Below are 14,912 nucleotides of genomic sequence, written 5' to 3' on the forward strand. Positions count from 1 at the left end.
AGTGTCCCTGATCGCTTCAGACCACTTCCGCATCGTTGTCGGCCTCGGCAAGAGCGGCATGTCCCTGGTTCGCTTCCTGGCGAACCAGGGCACGTCGTTTGCCGTCGCCGATACGCGGGAAAATCCACCGGAGCTGGTCACGCTGCGCCGTGACTACCCGCACGTGGAAGTGCGTTGTGGCGAGTTGGATGTCGAGTTTCTGTGCCGTGCCGACGAGCTCTACGTGAGCCCCGGCCTGGCCCTGGCGACACCGGCCCTGCAAGCCGCAGCGGCGCGTGGCGTGAAGCTGTCCGGCGATATCGACCTGTTCGCGCGTAACGCGAAGGCGCCGATCGTCGCGATCAGCGGTTCCAACGCGAAAAGCACCGTGACCACCCTGGTCGGCGAGATGGCGGCTGCGGCCGGCAAGCGCGTGGCCGTGGGCGGCAACCTCGGCACCCCGGCGCTGGACCTGCTCAGCGACGACGTCGAGCTGTACGTGATGGAACTGTCGAGCTTCCAGCTGGAAACCACCCACGACCTGGGCGCTGAAGTGGCCACCGTATTGAACGTCAGCGAAGACCACATGGACCGCTACAGCGGCCTGCCGGCCTATCACCTGGCCAAGCACCGGATCTTCCGCGGCGCCAAACAAGTGGTGGTCAACCGCCAGGATGCCCTGAGCCGTCCGCTGATGGGCGAGGGCCTGCCGTGCTGGACCTTCGGCCTGGGCAAACCCGACTTCAAGGCCTTCGGTATCCGTGAAGAGAACGGCGAGAAATACCTGGCCTTCGAATTCCAGAACCTGATGCCGGTGCGCGAGCTGAAAATCCGTGGCGCCCACAACCAATCCAACGCCCTGGCGGCCTTGGCGCTGGGGCATGCCGTAGGCTTGCCGTTCGATGCCATGCTCGCGAGCCTGCGCACCTTCGGCGGCCTCGAGCATCGCTGCCAGTGGGTCCGCGACGTCGATGGCGTCAGCTATTACAACGACTCCAAGGCCACCAACGTCGGTGCGGCCCTGGCCGCCATCGAAGGCCTGGGTGCCGATATCGACGGCAAGCTGTTGCTGATCGCCGGTGGCGACGGCAAAGGCGCCGACTTCAAGGACCTCAAGGGGCCGGTGGCCCAGCATTGCCGTGCCGTGGTGCTGATGGGCCGCGATGCCGACTTGATCGCCACCGCCCTTGGTGATGCGGTGCCGCAAGTGCGCGCCAGCTCACTCGACGACGCGATTGCCCAGTGCAAAGCCCTGGCCCAGCCGGGTGATGCGGTGCTGCTGTCGCCGGCGTGCGCCAGTTTCGACATGTTCAAGAACTACGAAGAGCGCGGCCAGCTGTTCGCCCGCGCCGTGGAGGCCTTGGCATGAATCTCAACCTCCGTAACATCATCAAGCCGTACCCGTCGCCGATCATTACCGGGCGCGGCATCGACCTCGACTTCCCGATGCTCGCCGGTTGCCTGGCTTTGCTGGGCCTGGGGCTGGTGATGATCACGTCGGCGTCCTCCGAAGTGGCGGCCGTACAGTCGGGCAACACCCTGTACATGATGATCCGTCACCTGGTGTACCTGGTGATCGGCCTCGGCGCGTGCATCGTCACCATGATGATCCCCATCGCCACCTGGCAGCGTCTGGGGTGGCTGATGCTGATCGGTGCGTTTGGCTTGCTGATCATGGTGATCCTGCCCGGCATCGGCCGCGAGGTGAACGGTTCGATGCGCTGGATCGGCTTCGGTGCGTTCAACGTGCAGCCGTCGGAAATCGCCAAGGTGTTCGTGGTGATCTACCTCGCCGGCTACCTGGTGCGGCGTCAGAAAGAAGTGCGTGAAAGCTGGATGGGCTTCTTCAAGCCGTTCATCGTGCTGCTGCCCATGGCCGGCCTGTTGCTGATGGAACCCGACTTCGGGGCCACCGTCGTGATGATGGGCGCCGCTGCGGCGATGCTGTTCCTCGGCGGGGTCGGGCTGTTCCGCTTCACCTTGATGGTGGTGCTGGCGGTGGCTGCCGTGACCGTGCTGGTGCAGGCGCAACCTTATCGGATGGCCCGTCTGATCACCTTTACCGACCCGTGGTCCGACCAGTTCGGCTCCGGCTACCAGTTGACCCAGGCGCTGATCGCCTTCGGTCGTGGCGAGTGGCTGGGCGTGGGCCTGGGCAACAGCGTGCAGAAACAATTCTACCTGCCGGAAGCGCACACCGACTTCGTGTTCTCGGTGCTCGCCGAAGAGCTGGGCGTGGTCGGTTCGCTGTGTACCGTCGCGCTGTTCGTGTTCGTGTGTGTGCGCGGCATGTACATCGGCTTGTGGGCCGAGAAGGCCAAACAGTATTTCGCTGCGTATGTGGCGTATGGCTTGTCGTTCCTGTGGATCGGCCAGTTCCTGATCAATATCGGCGTGAACGTCGGCCTGCTGCCGACCAAGGGCCTGACCTTGCCGTTTCTCAGTTACGGCGGCAGTTCGTTGGTGATCTGCTGTGCCTGTCTTGGCTTGTTGCTGCGCATCGAGTGGGAGAGTCGAACCCACCTGGGCAGCGAAGAGATGGAGTTCAGCGAAAGCGACTTCGCCGAGGAGCCGACCCATGGGCGCTAACGTGCTGATCATGGCGGGCGGCACCGGGGGCCACGTGTTCCCGGCCCTGGCCTGTGCGCGCGAATTCCAGAGCCGTGGCTACAGCGTGCATTGGCTGGGAACGCCGCGTGGCATCGAAAACGAACTGGTGCCGAACGCCGGCTTGCCGCTGCATCTGATCAACGTCACGGGCCTGCGCGGCAAGGGCAAGCTGTCGCTGCTCAAGGCACCGTTCGTGTTGCTCAAGGCGGTGTGGCAGGCGCGCAAGGTCATCCGTGAATTGCAGCCGGTGTGTGTGCTCGGTTTCGGCGGTTACGTGACCGGCCCCGGCGGCGTCGCGGCCAGGCTCGCGGGCGTGCCGGTGATCGTGCATGAGCAGAACGCTGTCGCCGGCACCGCCAACCGCTTGCTGGTGCCGCTGGCGGCGCGGGTGTGCGAAGCGTTCCCGAATACCTTCGGCGCCTCGGACAAACGCCGCACCACCGGCAACCCGGTACGCACCGAGCTGTTTATGGACATTGCCCGGCAGCCCTTGGCCGGGCGCAAGGCGCACCTGCTGATCCTGGGCGGGAGCCTGGGCGCCGAGCCGCTGAACAAATTGCTGCCGCAAGCGCTGGCGCAACTGCCTGTGGACGTGCGCCCGCAGGTCTTTCACCAGGCCGGCAAGAACCACGATGAAGTCACCGCCACGCGTTATCGCGAGGCCGGTGTCGAGGCTGATGTGCAGCCCTTCATCAAAGACATGGCCCAAGCCTATGGCTGGGCCGACCTGGTGGTCTGTCGCGCTGGTGCGCTGACCGTCAGTGAACTGGCCGCCGCCGGTCTGCCGTCCTTGCTGGTGCCTTTGCCCCATGCGATCGACGATCACCAGACCCGCAACGCCGAATATTTGGCCGGGGAGGGCGCTGCCTTCCTACTGCCGCAAAGAACGACTGGCGCCGCCGATTTGGCCGCACGCCTGACCGAGGTTTTGATGCAACCGGAACGACTCAACAGCATGGCGTGTACCGCACGCCGCCTGGCCAAACCTGACGCAACCCGCACCGTGGTCGATATCTGTCTGGAGGTGGCCCATGGTTGAGAATCAGAAAGCCATGCCGCAACCGGAAATGCGCCGCATCCGTCGTATCCACTTCGTCGGGATCGGCGGCGTGGGCATGTGTGGCATTGCCGAAGTGTTGCTGAACCTGGGCTACCAGGTGTCCGGCTCCGACTTGAAGGAGTCGCCGGTCACCGAGCGCCTGAAGTCCTTCGGCGCGAAAATCTTCATCGGCCACCGCGCCGAGAACGCCGTCGATGCTGACGTGCTGGTGGTGTCCAGCGCCGTGAACACCTCCAACCCGGAAGTTGCCAGCGCCCTTGAGCGCCGCATTCCCGTGGTGCCCCGCGCCGAGATGCTGGCCGAGCTGATGCGCTACCGCCATGGCATTGCCGTCGCCGGTACCCACGGCAAGACCACCACCACCAGCCTGATCGCCTCGGTGTTCGCCGCCGGTGGCCTGGACCCGACTTTCGTGATCGGTGGCCGCCTGAATGCAGCTGGCACCAATGCGCAACTGGGCACCAGCCGCTACCTGATCGCCGAAGCCGACGAAAGCGATGCCAGCTTCCTGCACCTGCAACCGCTGGTGGCCGTGGTCACCAACATCGACGCCGACCACATGGCGACCTACGACGGCGACTTCAACAAGTTGAAGAAAACCTTCGTCGAGTTCCTGCATAACCTGCCGTTCTACGGTTTGGCGGTGGTGTGCCTGGATGACCCGGTGGTGCGCGAGATCCTGCCGCTGGTCAAGCGTCCGACCGTGACCTACGGCTTCAGCGAAGACGCCGACGTGCGTGCGATCAATGTGCGCCAGCAAGGCATGCAGACGTTCTTCACCGTGCTGCGCCCGGACCGCGAACCGCTGGACGTGTCGGTGAACATGCCGGGCAACCACAACGTGCTCAATTCCCTGGCGACCATCTGCATTGCCTCCGATGAAGGCGTCAGCGATGAAGCCATTGTCGAGGGCCTGTCGGGCTTTGCCGGCGTGGGCCGGCGCTTCCAGGTCTACGGGCAACTGCCGGTGGAAGGTGGCGAGGTGATGCTGGTGGACGACTACGGTCACCACCCGACCGAAGTCGCCGCCGTGATCAAGGCCGTGCGCGGTGGTTGGCCGGAGCGTCGCCTGGTGATGGTCTACCAGCCGCACCGCTACAGCCGCACCCGCGACCTGTATGACGATTTCGTCAATGTACTGGCCGATGCCAACGTGCTGCTGCTGATGGAAGTCTACCCGGCCGGTGAAGAACCGATCCCCGGGGCGGACAGCCGCAAACTGTGCAACAGCATCCGTCAGCGTGGCCAGTTGGACCCGATCTACATCGAGCGCGGTGTGGACCTGGCGCCGATCGTCAAGCCGCTGCTGCGCGCCGGCGACATCCTGCTGTGCCAGGGTGCCGGTGATATCGGCGGCCTTGCGCCTAAATTGCTGGCGAGCTCCTTGTTCGTAAACAAAGCGCTCGCTGCTGAACAGGGGAAGTCGAAATGACCACGAACTACGCCTCCCTGTTCTCCACCATCGCCCCTGCCGACTTCGGCCGCGTGGCCGTGCTGTTCGGCGGTAAGAGCGCTGAGCGTGAAGTGTCGCTCAAGTCCGGCAACGCCGTGCTCGAAGCGCTGCAAAGCGCGGGCGTGAATGCGTTCGGGATCGACGTGGGTGACGACTTCCTCGCGCGTCTGCAGGCCGAGAAGATCGACCGCGCCTTCATCATCCTGCACGGCCGTGGTGGTGAAGACGGCAGCATGCAAGGCCTGCTGGAGTGCGCCGGGATTCCTTACACCGGCAGCGGCATCCTCGCCTCGGCGCTGGCCATGGACAAGTTGCGCACCAAGCAGGTGTGGCACAGCCTGGGAATTCCTACCCCGCGTCACAGTGTGCTGTGCAGCGAAGACGATTGTATTTCTGCAGCCAAGGAACTGGGCCTGCCTTTGATCGTCAAACCAGCCCATGAAGGCTCCAGTATCGGCATGGCTAAAGTGAACTCGGCCGCCGAATTGATCGACGCATGGAAAGCGGCAAGTACCTACGATTCGCAAGTGTTGGTGGAACAGTGGATCCAAGGTCCCGAGTACACCATCGCCACCCTGCGTGGGCAGGTATTGCCGCCCATCGCCTTGGGCACGCCCCACACCTTTTACGATTACGACGCCAAGTACCTGGCTTCCGATACCCAGTACCGGATCCCCTGCGGCCTTGACGCAAGCAAAGAACAGGAATTGATGGACCTCACGGCGAAAGCCTGTGAGGCGCTGGGTATCGCCGGTTGGGCGCGGGCAGACGTGATGCAGGACGACCAAGGGAATTTCTGGTTCCTGGAAGTCAACACCGCACCGGGCATGACCGACCACAGCCTGGTCCCTATGGCCGCGCGCGCAGCCGGCCTGGATTTCCAGCAGTTGGTGCTGGCGATCCTGGCGGCCAGCGTTGCCGGTGAAGAAAGGCAGCGAGGCTAAGACATGAAAGGCGCATCGCTTCGTCATCAGCCCCCACCCGCACCCGGCCGCAAGCCGGTGCCACGGGGTGCCAGCCGAATGGTGGCTAAAGAGCCGATGTCGGCGCGCCTGCCGAAAGCCAACTTTGGTTTCCTCAAGGCGCTGTTCTGGCCGGTGTTGCTGGTGGTGTTGGGTTTCGGCACTTACGAAGGCGCGCAGCGTCTATTGCCTTATGCCGACCGGCCGATCACCAAGATCAGCGTGCAGGGCGACTTGAGCTACATCAGCCAGCAAGCGGTGCAGCAGCGCATTGGCCCGTTCCTGGCGGCGAGCTTCTTCACCATCGACCTGGCCGGCATGCGCCGGGAGCTGGAGCAGATGCCGTGGATCGCCCACGCCGAAGTCCGCCGTGTATGGCCGGACCAGGTGACGATCCGCCTGGAAGAACAACTGCCCGTGGCCCGTTGGGGCGATGAGGCGCTGTTGAACAACCAGGGCCAGGCGTTCACCCCGCGTGAGCTGGCCAATTACGAGCACCTGCCGCAGCTGTTCGGGCCGCAGCGGGCGCAGCAGCAAGTGATGCAGCAGTACCAGGCCTTGAGCCAGATGCTGCGGCCGCTGGGCTTCTCCATTGCACGCCTGGAATTGCGTGAACGGGGCAGCTGGTTTTTGACGACCGGGGCAGGCAGTTCCGGCCCGGGCATCGAGTTGTTGCTGGGACGCGACCGCTTGGTGGAAAAGATGCGCCGCTTTATTGCCATCTATGAAAAGACCTTGAAAGAACAGATTACGAACATTGCGAGCGTCGACCTGCGTTACGCCAACGGCCTTGCCGTCGGCTGGCGTGAACCGGCTGCGCCCACGGCAGCGCAACCCGCTGTCGCGAAGAATTAAGAAGAGGCAGGACCCATGGCAAACGTGCAAAGCGGCAAAATGATCGTCGGTCTCGATATCGGCACCTCCAAGGTGGTGGCGCTGGTGGGCGAGGTCGGGGAAGACGGCACGATCGAAATCGTCGGTATTGGCACGCATCCGTCCCGGGGCCTGAAGAAGGGCGTGGTGGTGAACATCGAGTCCACCGTGCAATCGATCCAGCGCGCCATCGAAGAAGCGCAGCTGATGGCCGGTTGCCGGATTCACTCGGCGTTCGTAGGCGTGGCGGGCAATCACATCCGCAGCCTGAATTCCCACGGCATCGTGGCGATCCGCGACCGCGAAGTCAGCGCGGCCGACCTTGAGCGCGTACTCGACGCCGCCCAGGCCGTGGCGATCCCGGCGGACCAGCGCGTGCTGCACACCCTGCCGCAGGACTACGTGATCGACAACCAGGAAGGCGTGCGCGAGCCCCTGGGCATGTCAGGCGTGCGCCTGGAAGCCAAGGTCCACGTGGTGACCTGCGCGGTCAATGCCGCACAGAACATTGAAAAGTGCGTGCGTCGCTGCGGCCTGGAAATCGACGACATCATTCTCGAGCAACTGGCTTCGGCCTACTCGGTACTGACCGACGACGAAAAAGAACTGGGCGTGTGCCTGGTCGACATCGGCGGCGGCACCACCGACATCGCGATCTTCACCGAGGGTGCGATCCGTCACACCGCCGTGATCCCGATTGCCGGCGACCAGGTCACCAACGACATCGCCATGGCGTTGCGCACACCGACGCAGTACGCCGAAGAGATCAAGATCCGCTATGCCTGCGCCCTGGCCAAACTGGCCGGTGCCGGTGAAACCATCAAGGTGCCGAGCGTGGGCGACCGTCCACCGCGCGAGCTGTCGCGCCAGGCCTTGGCCGAAGTGGTCGAGCCGCGTTACGACGAGCTGTTCACCCTGATCCAGGCGGAACTGCGCCGCAGCGGCTACGAAGATTTGATCCCGGCCGGCATCGTGCTGACCGGTGGCACCTCGAAGATGGAAGGCGCGGTCGAACTGGCCGAAGAGATCTTCCACATGCCAGTTCGCCTGGGCGTGCCCCATGGCGTCAAAGGCCTGGGCGACGTGGTGCGCAACCCGATTTATTCCACCGGTGTGGGCTTGCTGTTGTACGGGCTGCAAAAGCAGACCGACGGCATTTCCCTGTCGGGGCCGAGCATCCGCGACAGCTACCGCGGCGACGACGAAGCGAAAGCACCGTTGTTTGAACGGTTGCAGGCTTGGGTCAAAGGCAATTTCTAACGATTTACCGCAACACCGTAAAAAAGCAGTAGGCGAAAAAACTAGAGAACACGAAAGGAGAGGGAAAATGTTCGAACTCGTAGACAACATCCCCGCAAGCCCGGTCATCAAAGTGATCGGTGTCGGCGGTGGCGGCGGCAACGCTGTCAACCATATGGTCAAGAGCAACATTGAAGGCGTTGAATTCATCTGCGCCAACACTGATGCCCAGGCGCTGAAGAGCATCGGCGCGCGGACCATCCTGCAATTGGGCACCGCCGTGACCAAGGGCCTCGGCGCTGGCGCCAACCCGGAAGTCGGCCGTCAAGCCGCGCTGGAAGACCGCGAGCGTATCGCCGAAGTGCTGCAAGGCACCAACATGGTGTTCATCACCACCGGCATGGGCGGCGGTACCGGTACCGGTGCAGCGCCGATCATCGCCGAAGTGGCCAAGGAAATGGGGATTCTGACGGTCGCCGTCGTGACCCGTCCGTTCCCGTTCGAAGGCCGCAAGCGCATGCAGATCGCCGACGAAGGTATCCGTCTGCTGTCTGAAAGCGTCGACTCGTTGATCACCATCCCCAACGAGAAGCTGCTGACCATCCTGGGCAAGGACGCGAGCCTGCTGTCCGCGTTCGCCAAGGCTGACGATGTACTGGCCGGTGCCGTTCGCGGTATCTCCGACATCATCAAGCGCCCGGGCATGATCAACGTCGACTTTGCCGACGTGCGTACCGTGATGAGCGAAATGGGCATGGCGATGATGGGCACTGGCTGCGCCAGCGGTCCGAACCGTGCGCGTGAAGCCACCGAAGCGGCCATCCGCAACCCGTTGCTCGAAGACGTGAACCTGCAAGGCGCACGCGGCATCCTGGTGAACATCACCGCCGGTCCTGACCTGTCCCTGGGTGAGTACTCCGACGTGGGTAGCATCATCGAAGCCTTCGCTTCCGAGCACGCGATGGTCAAAGTCGGGACCGTGATCGATCCGGACATGCGCGACGAACTGCATGTGACCGTGGTCGCGACCGGCCTGGGCGCAAAAATCGAGAAGCCTGTAAAGGTCATCGACAATACCGTTCATACCGGCCACAACAGCCACGCCAGCCAAGCGGCTGCCGCTCCAGCGCCTGCGCGTCAGGAACTGCCGTCGGTGAACTACCGTGATCTGGACCGTCCGACCGTGATGCGCAATCAGGCTCAGGCCGGTGCTGCAGCGTCCCGTAGCCCGAATCCGCAAGATGACCTGGACTACCTGGACATCCCGGCATTCCTGCGTCGTCAGGCCGATTAATGGAATGTATCAGGGCTATGAAGGTGATTGGTGTTCAGCAAAGGTCTGGTCTGCTATTATCGCCAGCCTTTGTTGATACCAGTTCGCAATTTGCGCTGAAGCGGTCCAAGCCATGATTAAACAACGCACCCTGAAGAATATTATTCGTGCCACAGGTGTAGGTCTGCACTCCGGGGAGAAGGTATACCTGACCCTCAAACCTGCACCTGTCGACACCGGCATCGTGTTTGTTCGTGCCGACCTGGACCCTGTGGTGCAGATTCCTGCTCGCGCGGAAAACGTCGGCGAAACCACGATGTCGACCACATTGGTCAACGGTGACGTCAAGGTGGACACGGTGGAGCACTTGCTCTCGGCCATGGCTGGCCTGGGCATCGATAACGCCTACGTCGAGCTCTCCGCGTCCGAAGTCCCCATCATGGATGGCAGCGCTGGTCCCTTCGTATTCTTGATTCAATCTGCCGGCCTGGAAGAACAGGACGCAGCCAAGAAGTTCATTCGCATTCTGCGGGAAGTGACAGTAGAAGACGGCGACAAGCGCGCCACCTTCGTCCCGTTCGAAGGCTTTAAAGTGAGCTTTGAGATCGATTTCGATCACCCGGTATTTCGCGACCGCACCCAAAGCGCAAGCGTGGATTTTTCCAGCACTTCGTTCGTAAAAGAAGTCAGCCGCGCCCGCACCTTTGGTTTCATGAGTGACATCGAGTACCTGCGCAAGCACAACCTCGCACTCGGCGGCAGCGTTGAAAACGCCATTGTGGTCGACGCGGATGGTGTACTGAACGAAGACGGCCTTCGCTATGAAGACGAATTCGTGAAGCACAAGATCCTCGATGCAATCGGTGACCTCTACCTGCTGGGCAATAGCCTGATAGGCGAGTTCAAAGGCTTCAAGTCGGGCCACGCCCTTAACAACCAGCTGCTGCGCAAGTTGATTGAGCAGACAGATGCTTGGGAAGTCGTGACCTTCGAAGATGCCAGCACCGCACCGATCTCTTACATGCGTCCCGTTGCGGCGGTGTAAGTAACAACTCTCTTTCTTTAGTTTTTAAGGGCTGCCTTCGGGTGGCCCTTTTTATTTCCCGTGGCGAGCGAGCCACAATGGCCTGTTCGCCTCAGTCATCGCGCCGTTGCCTCCACGATGCAATTGCGCCCACTGCGCTTGGCTTCATACAGCGCGCGGTCCGCACTGAGCTGCAAGTCCTCCAGGGACATGCGACTGCGCTTGTCCCACGTACTCAGGCCAATGCTCACGGTAATCGGCCGTTCATCCCCTTCCACCCGTGGCAAGTGCTCGACGCCGCGGCGGATATGCTCGGCGATTAGCCATGCGCCCCTGATATCGGTAGACGGCAATACCACAGCAAACTCTTCACCGCCATAACGTGCGGCCAGGTCGGCCGGGCGACGGATGTTGCCGCCGATCACCTGGGCGACGTTGCGCAACGCTTCATCGCCGCCGTGATGGCCATGACGGTCGTTGAATGCCTTGAAGTGGTCGACGTCAATCATCAACAGCGTCAGCGGTTCGGCGGAGCGCTGGGCGCGGTCCCATTCCAGGCGCAGGCGTTGGTCAAGAATGCGCCGGTTGGCCAGGCCGGTGAGCGCGTCGGTGGCTGCCAGTTCTGACAGCACCTTCTCCGCGCGAAAACGGCGGCGCAGTTCCCGGCGCAGCATCCAGGTCAGCCATAACAGGCCGATACACAGGATGCCGGTGGCGCCGCCGGTCAGCGTCGCCGCGCGCTTCCATGGCGCGAACACGTCCTCACTGGACAACGCCACGACCACAATCAGCGGTAGCTCGCCGACATTGGTGAAGGTATACAGGCGCTCCTTGTCGGTGATGGTCGAGATGGCCCGAAAGCTGCCGCTTCCTTCGCGCAACATGCGCTTGAAGTTGGGGCGATCACTCAGGTCCTTGTTGATCATGTCGCGCTCCAGCAGCGGTTGCTGGGCCAGGAGAATGCCGTGGCTGCTCAACAGGTTGACCGAGCTGCTATTGCCGATGGCGAGGCTGTTGAACAACTGATCGAAGTACGCCAGGCGCATGGTGGCCACCGCGACCCCGAGGAACTCGCCGTTGGCGCCGGTGACGCGGCGGCTGAACGCGATGCGCCAGACTTGCTCGCAATGGCACTGAATCATGAACGGCCGGCTGATGAACAGGTCGTTCTGGTTGGTGATTTTATGCACGAGGAAGTAGTCGCGATCAGCCAAATTACGCGAGGTCGGCTTGAGCGTCGAAGAGTCAGCAACGACGGCGCCATTGGCGTCCAGCAACAGCACTTGGTCTTTGAACGGCGCGGCCGTCGACAGCTCGAATTGCACCAGATGCCGGATATCCCCCGATACCTTGGACAAATCCGTGCGTTGCGTGGCGGCGATCAACCCTTGCAGCGCGAGGTCGTATAGCTCGACGTTACGCAGCACATCGGCGTTGATCAGTTGGGTGATGTTGGTGGTTGAGCGTTTCGCCGCCTGCAGGGTGCTGGCGTGTTCGCGGATCAACAGCACTGCGACGATAATCACAATCAGTGCGACGGTGAAGCCGCTGCCGAGCATCAACAATAATTCTGCGCGTTCAGGTGGGGTACGAAAAGGGCGTGGACTCATCGGGCAGACTTCAACGGTGAAGATGCTGGCAGTTTAGTTCTACCCGATGAAAATTGATTGTTTGGTTGAAAAGAAAGTGCGGCGGCTTAGAACACGTTGATCGGATAGTCGACGATCACCCGGTATTCATCCACATCCCGATCTACCGCCGAGTAGCCATTGCTGCCGCGGTTGGTCGCCCATTGCAGGCGCAGGGACAGATCCTTGGCCTTGCCGCCCTGCACCACGTATTTCACGTCGATGTCTCGTTCCCAGTGCTTGGCGTCCTGGCCGTCGGCGCTGTACCAGGCGCTGTAGCCCCGACTGGTGGGATCGACTTTGCTCAGGTCGGTCTTACCGCTGCTGTAGGACACGGCAGTGGTCAGGCCCGGCATGCCGAGGCCTATGAAGTCGTAGGCGTACTTGAGCTTCCACGACCGCTCGTTGGGGCCGTTGAAGTCCGAGTATTGCTGGGAGTTGTCCAGGTACACGCTGTCGCCCTGGGTGATGTAGTCGAACGGTGTGTTGCCGTTGACCCGCTGGTACGCGGCGGTGACGCTATGGCTGCCCACGGCTACGGTGAAATGCAGGCTGTAGGTGTTGTTGTCGATGTTACCCAGCAACGACTGGCCGCTGTCTTGGGTGTGGTAGTAGTGCAGGCCGGGGTTGAGGCTGACCAGGTCGTTCAGCGCGTAGGTGTAGTCCAGGTCGTAGTAGTACTGGTGCCACACATCCTTGAGTTCGGCGGCGTACAGGTTGCTGGTCAGTCCCGGCACGCCGCTGAACGACACACCGGCCCAGTCCAGGTGCTGGCTGTCGGTGTGTTCCGGCAGTGTGCCGTAGCTGGTGCCGATGCGCTGGTGGCCGCTCTGGTTGTAGAGCTTGGTGAAGCTGGCCTGGCCGCCTTCGATCATCCAGCCGTCGAGGCTGTGGTTGGTCAGGCTTACGCCGCGAAAGGTCTGGGGCAGCATGCGGGTCATGCCGCCGGCGATCACCGGGTTGTTGAGGAACAGGTCGCCGGCTTTCAGTTCCGTGTCGAACGCGCGCATCTTCAACGTGCCGCCTGCGGTGGAGAACGACCCCGGCGCCTTGCCGCTGCCTTGACTGTTGCCATACGGGAGGATGCTGGAGCCGTCGGTGCCGCCACCGCCGTCGAGCTTGAGGCCGAGCATGGCGTGGGCATCCAGGCCGAAACCGACGGTGCCCTGGGTGTAGCCGGATTCGAAGATGCCGAGAAAGCCCTGGCCCCATTCTTTGTTGTCATCGGTGTGGATGTCGTGACGGTCGCGGTTCATGTAATAGTTGCGGGCGTTGAGCTTGAGGCTTGCGCCTTCGACGAAACCGTCGGCGGGAGTGGTGTCTGCTGCGTGGGCAAGGGGGGCGATCGTTGCTGTAATCGCGAGGAATAACGGGGTGAACGTCAGCGAGTTCTTCACCGGTGGAGCTCCTTTGGTCAAACGGAAACGGCCAATGTCCTGGGGGTGTGTGCCTGGCCTTTTTTGCGGCAAAAAAAAAGGTTCTTCACGGATTGCCGGGAAAGACGCTCTTGATCTTCATGAAAAAGAATTCGCTGTCCCGGTAACCGTACGCCATTCGTTTGATGACCTTTATTCGATTGTTTATTCCTTCCAACTGACCAGTGTGCATTGGCCAGCGTACCCGGCTCACGATGCCCCGCCAGTAGCCCTTTAGTCGCTTTGCGAACTGGATCAGTGCGGGTATTTCGCTTTCTTGAGCGTGACGCAGCCACTGCTTCCAGGCTGATCTCCAGTCCCAGGCATCGCTCGGCGCCCAGAGCATTTTGAGCTCGGCCTTCATCAAGTAGACCGTCATTAACGATTGGTTAGCGGCCAGCAGATCCTGTAAATGAACCTGCTGTTCCGGCTTTTTCAGGTTCTCCGGGTTACGCAATAGCAACCATCGCGCTTGCTTTATGACCTTTCGAGCGGGCTTGTCATGGCGCAGTCGGTTCGCCTCGTCAACGCGAACACGATCAATCACTTCTCGGCCATATTTGGCGACCACATGGAAAAGGTCATAAATCACCCGTGCTTTTGGGCAGTGTTGGCGAACCTCCAGGTCATAAGCCGTGTTCATGTCCATCGCTACCGCTTCAATTCGGGCGCACCCTTCTGGCCCCAGCTCTTCGAAAAACGGTCTGACTGCCGCTCGGCTACGGCCTTCGCCGATCCAAAGCACTCGCCGAGTATCAGCGTCCAACACCACGCTGGCGTAGCGATGACCTTTGAATAACGCGAACTCGTCCATTATCAGGCGCCGTGGCTGGGCCTTGGGTAAGGCACTCAACGCCGCTTGCAGAGCGCGCCGCTCCAGCAACCGAACGGTGTCCCAGTGCAGCCCGAACATTTGCGCAACATGCAGTGTAGGAAGGCGTTCGCAGGCTTGAATAACGGCCTCTGCCAGCCGGCGCGTCATGCGGGCATAGCGATCCAGCCAACTGACGACCTCCATGCGCTTGCCACAATCACGGCAACTAACACGCCTGAGCTGCACGTTGAGGCGGACTGCGCGACCGAGAATCGGCAAGTCACGCACGACTCGATCGCAGTACTCATGAGTTGTTGAACAGAGCTTTTGGCAGCCACCACAGGTGGGAAATCGCGTGGCCTGGGGGATCAGATCGATTTGAAGGGCATCACCGTCAGGTTTGATCGCGACGACAGAAAAGCCCTCCCAAAAAGGAAGGAAAGTATTAATATCGCGCATAAGAACGCCGGTTTTTTAGATGTGTTTGCTCGCACGAACATCATCCATCAAATCGGCGTTCTTGTTTCTGTGTTTCCCGGGATTCCGTGAAGAACCAAAAAAAAGCCGCTGAAGTCAGCGGCT

The 14,912-nt window shown here is 61.6% G+C and carries 12 protein-coding genes; 9 read left to right on the top strand and 3 right to left on the bottom strand.

From position 1 onward, the window contains the following. The first annotated feature begins 1 nt into the window (after position 1). The 9 genes from murD (at position 2) to lpxC (ending at position 10,494) form a co-directional block, all read left to right on the top strand. Positions 2-1,348 carry a UDP-N-acetylmuramoyl-L-alanine--D-glutamate ligase gene (gene murD, locus RGV59_RS10710; protein WP_126585777.1) on the top strand — a complete coding sequence of 449 codons (1,347 nt, stop codon included), beginning with the start codon at positions 2-4 and terminating at the stop codon, positions 1,346-1,348. Continuing rightward, positions 1,345-2,568, top strand: coding sequence for a putative lipid II flippase FtsW (ftsW, locus tag RGV59_RS10715; RefSeq protein WP_017845928.1), 1,224 nt, complete (start codon positions 1,345-1,347; stop codon positions 2,566-2,568). The genes murD and ftsW overlap by 4 nt, the downstream gene beginning before the upstream one ends. After that, positions 2,558-3,628: an undecaprenyldiphospho-muramoylpentapeptide beta-N-acetylglucosaminyltransferase gene (murG, locus tag RGV59_RS10720; RefSeq protein WP_046484595.1), complete on the top strand. Its 1,071-nt coding sequence runs from the start codon at positions 2,558-2,560 to the stop codon at positions 3,626-3,628. Before ftsW ends, murG begins: the two co-directional genes overlap by 11 nt. Beyond that, positions 3,621-5,081, top strand: coding sequence for a UDP-N-acetylmuramate--L-alanine ligase (murC, locus tag RGV59_RS10725; protein WP_126585776.1), 1,461 nt, complete (start codon positions 3,621-3,623; stop codon positions 5,079-5,081). The genes murG and murC overlap by 8 nt, the downstream gene beginning before the upstream one ends. After that, a complete protein-coding gene (locus tag RGV59_RS10730) occupies positions 5,078-6,046 on the top strand; it encodes a D-alanine--D-alanine ligase (protein WP_017845925.1) in 969 nt (322 codons plus the stop codon). The genes murC and RGV59_RS10730 overlap by 4 nt, the downstream gene beginning before the upstream one ends. A 3-nt stretch (positions 6,047-6,049) precedes the next feature. Further along, entirely contained in the window at positions 6,050-6,919 is an 870-nt protein-coding gene (locus RGV59_RS10735) for a cell division protein FtsQ/DivIB (protein ID WP_026139894.1), read from the top strand. A 15-nt stretch (positions 6,920-6,934) separates the two neighbouring features. Continuing rightward, the gene (gene ftsA / locus RGV59_RS10740) at positions 6,935-8,197 is read left to right on the top strand and encodes a cell division protein FtsA (protein ID WP_017845923.1); all 1,263 of its coding nucleotides are present in this window, start codon (positions 6,935-6,937) and stop codon (positions 8,195-8,197) included. Positions 8,198-8,264: 67 nt separating this feature from the next. Beyond that, a complete protein-coding gene (ftsZ, locus tag RGV59_RS10745; protein ID WP_017845922.1) occupies positions 8,265-9,470 on the top strand; it encodes a cell division protein FtsZ in 1,206 nt (401 codons plus the stop codon). Between the two features lie 112 nt (positions 9,471-9,582). Further along, positions 9,583-10,494 (top strand): UDP-3-O-acyl-N-acetylglucosamine deacetylase, encoded by a 912-nt coding sequence (gene lpxC, locus RGV59_RS10750; protein WP_003171886.1) that lies wholly within the window; start codon positions 9,583-9,585, stop codon positions 10,492-10,494. 95 nt (positions 10,495-10,589) lie between these two features. Here lpxC and RGV59_RS10755 read toward each other — a convergent pair whose 3' ends face one another. From RGV59_RS10755 to RGV59_RS10765, 3 genes are all read right to left on the bottom strand, one after another. After that, entirely contained in the window at positions 10,590-12,083 is a 1,494-nt protein-coding gene (locus tag RGV59_RS10755) for a sensor domain-containing diguanylate cyclase (RefSeq protein WP_126585775.1), read from the bottom strand. An 86-nt stretch (positions 12,084-12,169) separates the two neighbouring features. Then, on the bottom strand, positions 12,170-13,498 hold the full coding sequence (locus RGV59_RS10760; protein WP_102617121.1) for an OprD family porin: 1,329 nt from the start codon (positions 13,496-13,498) through the stop codon (positions 12,170-12,172). An 85-nt stretch (positions 13,499-13,583) separates the two neighbouring features. Further along, the gene (locus tag RGV59_RS10765; protein WP_126587417.1) at positions 13,584-14,789 is read right to left on the bottom strand and encodes an ISL3 family transposase; all 1,206 of its coding nucleotides are present in this window, start codon (positions 14,787-14,789) and stop codon (positions 13,584-13,586) included. Between the last annotated feature and the right edge of the window lie 123 nt (positions 14,790-14,912).

The sequence above is a fragment of the Pseudomonas sp. FG1 genome (assembly GCF_034313875.1).
Classification (GTDB): domain Bacteria; phylum Pseudomonadota; class Gammaproteobacteria; order Pseudomonadales; family Pseudomonadaceae; genus Aquipseudomonas; species Aquipseudomonas veronii.

What these genes read in the sequence shown, in the direction of transcription:
- ftsW (WP_017845928.1), top strand. Translation starts at nt 1,345, where the DNA reads ATGAATCTCAACCTCCGTAACATCATCAAGCCGTACCCGTCGCCGATC.
- murG (WP_046484595.1), top strand. Translation starts at nt 2,558, where the DNA reads ATGGGCGCTAACGTGCTGATCATGGCGGGCGGCACCGGGGGCCACGTG.
- murC (WP_126585776.1), top strand. Translation starts at nt 3,621, where the DNA reads ATGGTTGAGAATCAGAAAGCCATGCCGCAACCGGAAATGCGCCGCATC.
- RGV59_RS10730 (WP_017845925.1), top strand. Translation starts at nt 5,078, where the DNA reads ATGACCACGAACTACGCCTCCCTGTTCTCCACCATCGCCCCTGCCGAC.
- RGV59_RS10735 (WP_026139894.1), top strand. Translation starts at nt 6,050, where the DNA reads ATGAAAGGCGCATCGCTTCGTCATCAGCCCCCACCCGCACCCGGCCGC.
- ftsA (WP_017845923.1), top strand. Translation starts at nt 6,935, where the DNA reads ATGGCAAACGTGCAAAGCGGCAAAATGATCGTCGGTCTCGATATCGGC.
- ftsZ (WP_017845922.1), top strand. Translation starts at nt 8,265, where the DNA reads ATGTTCGAACTCGTAGACAACATCCCCGCAAGCCCGGTCATCAAAGTG.
- lpxC (WP_003171886.1), top strand. Translation starts at nt 9,583, where the DNA reads ATGATTAAACAACGCACCCTGAAGAATATTATTCGTGCCACAGGTGTA.
- RGV59_RS10755 (WP_126585775.1), bottom strand. Translation starts at nt 12,083, where the DNA reads ATGAGTCCACGCCCTTTTCGTACCCCACCTGAACGCGCAGAATTATTG.
- RGV59_RS10765 (WP_126587417.1), bottom strand. Translation starts at nt 14,789, where the DNA reads ATGCGCGATATTAATACTTTCCTTCCTTTTTGGGAGGGCTTTTCTGTC.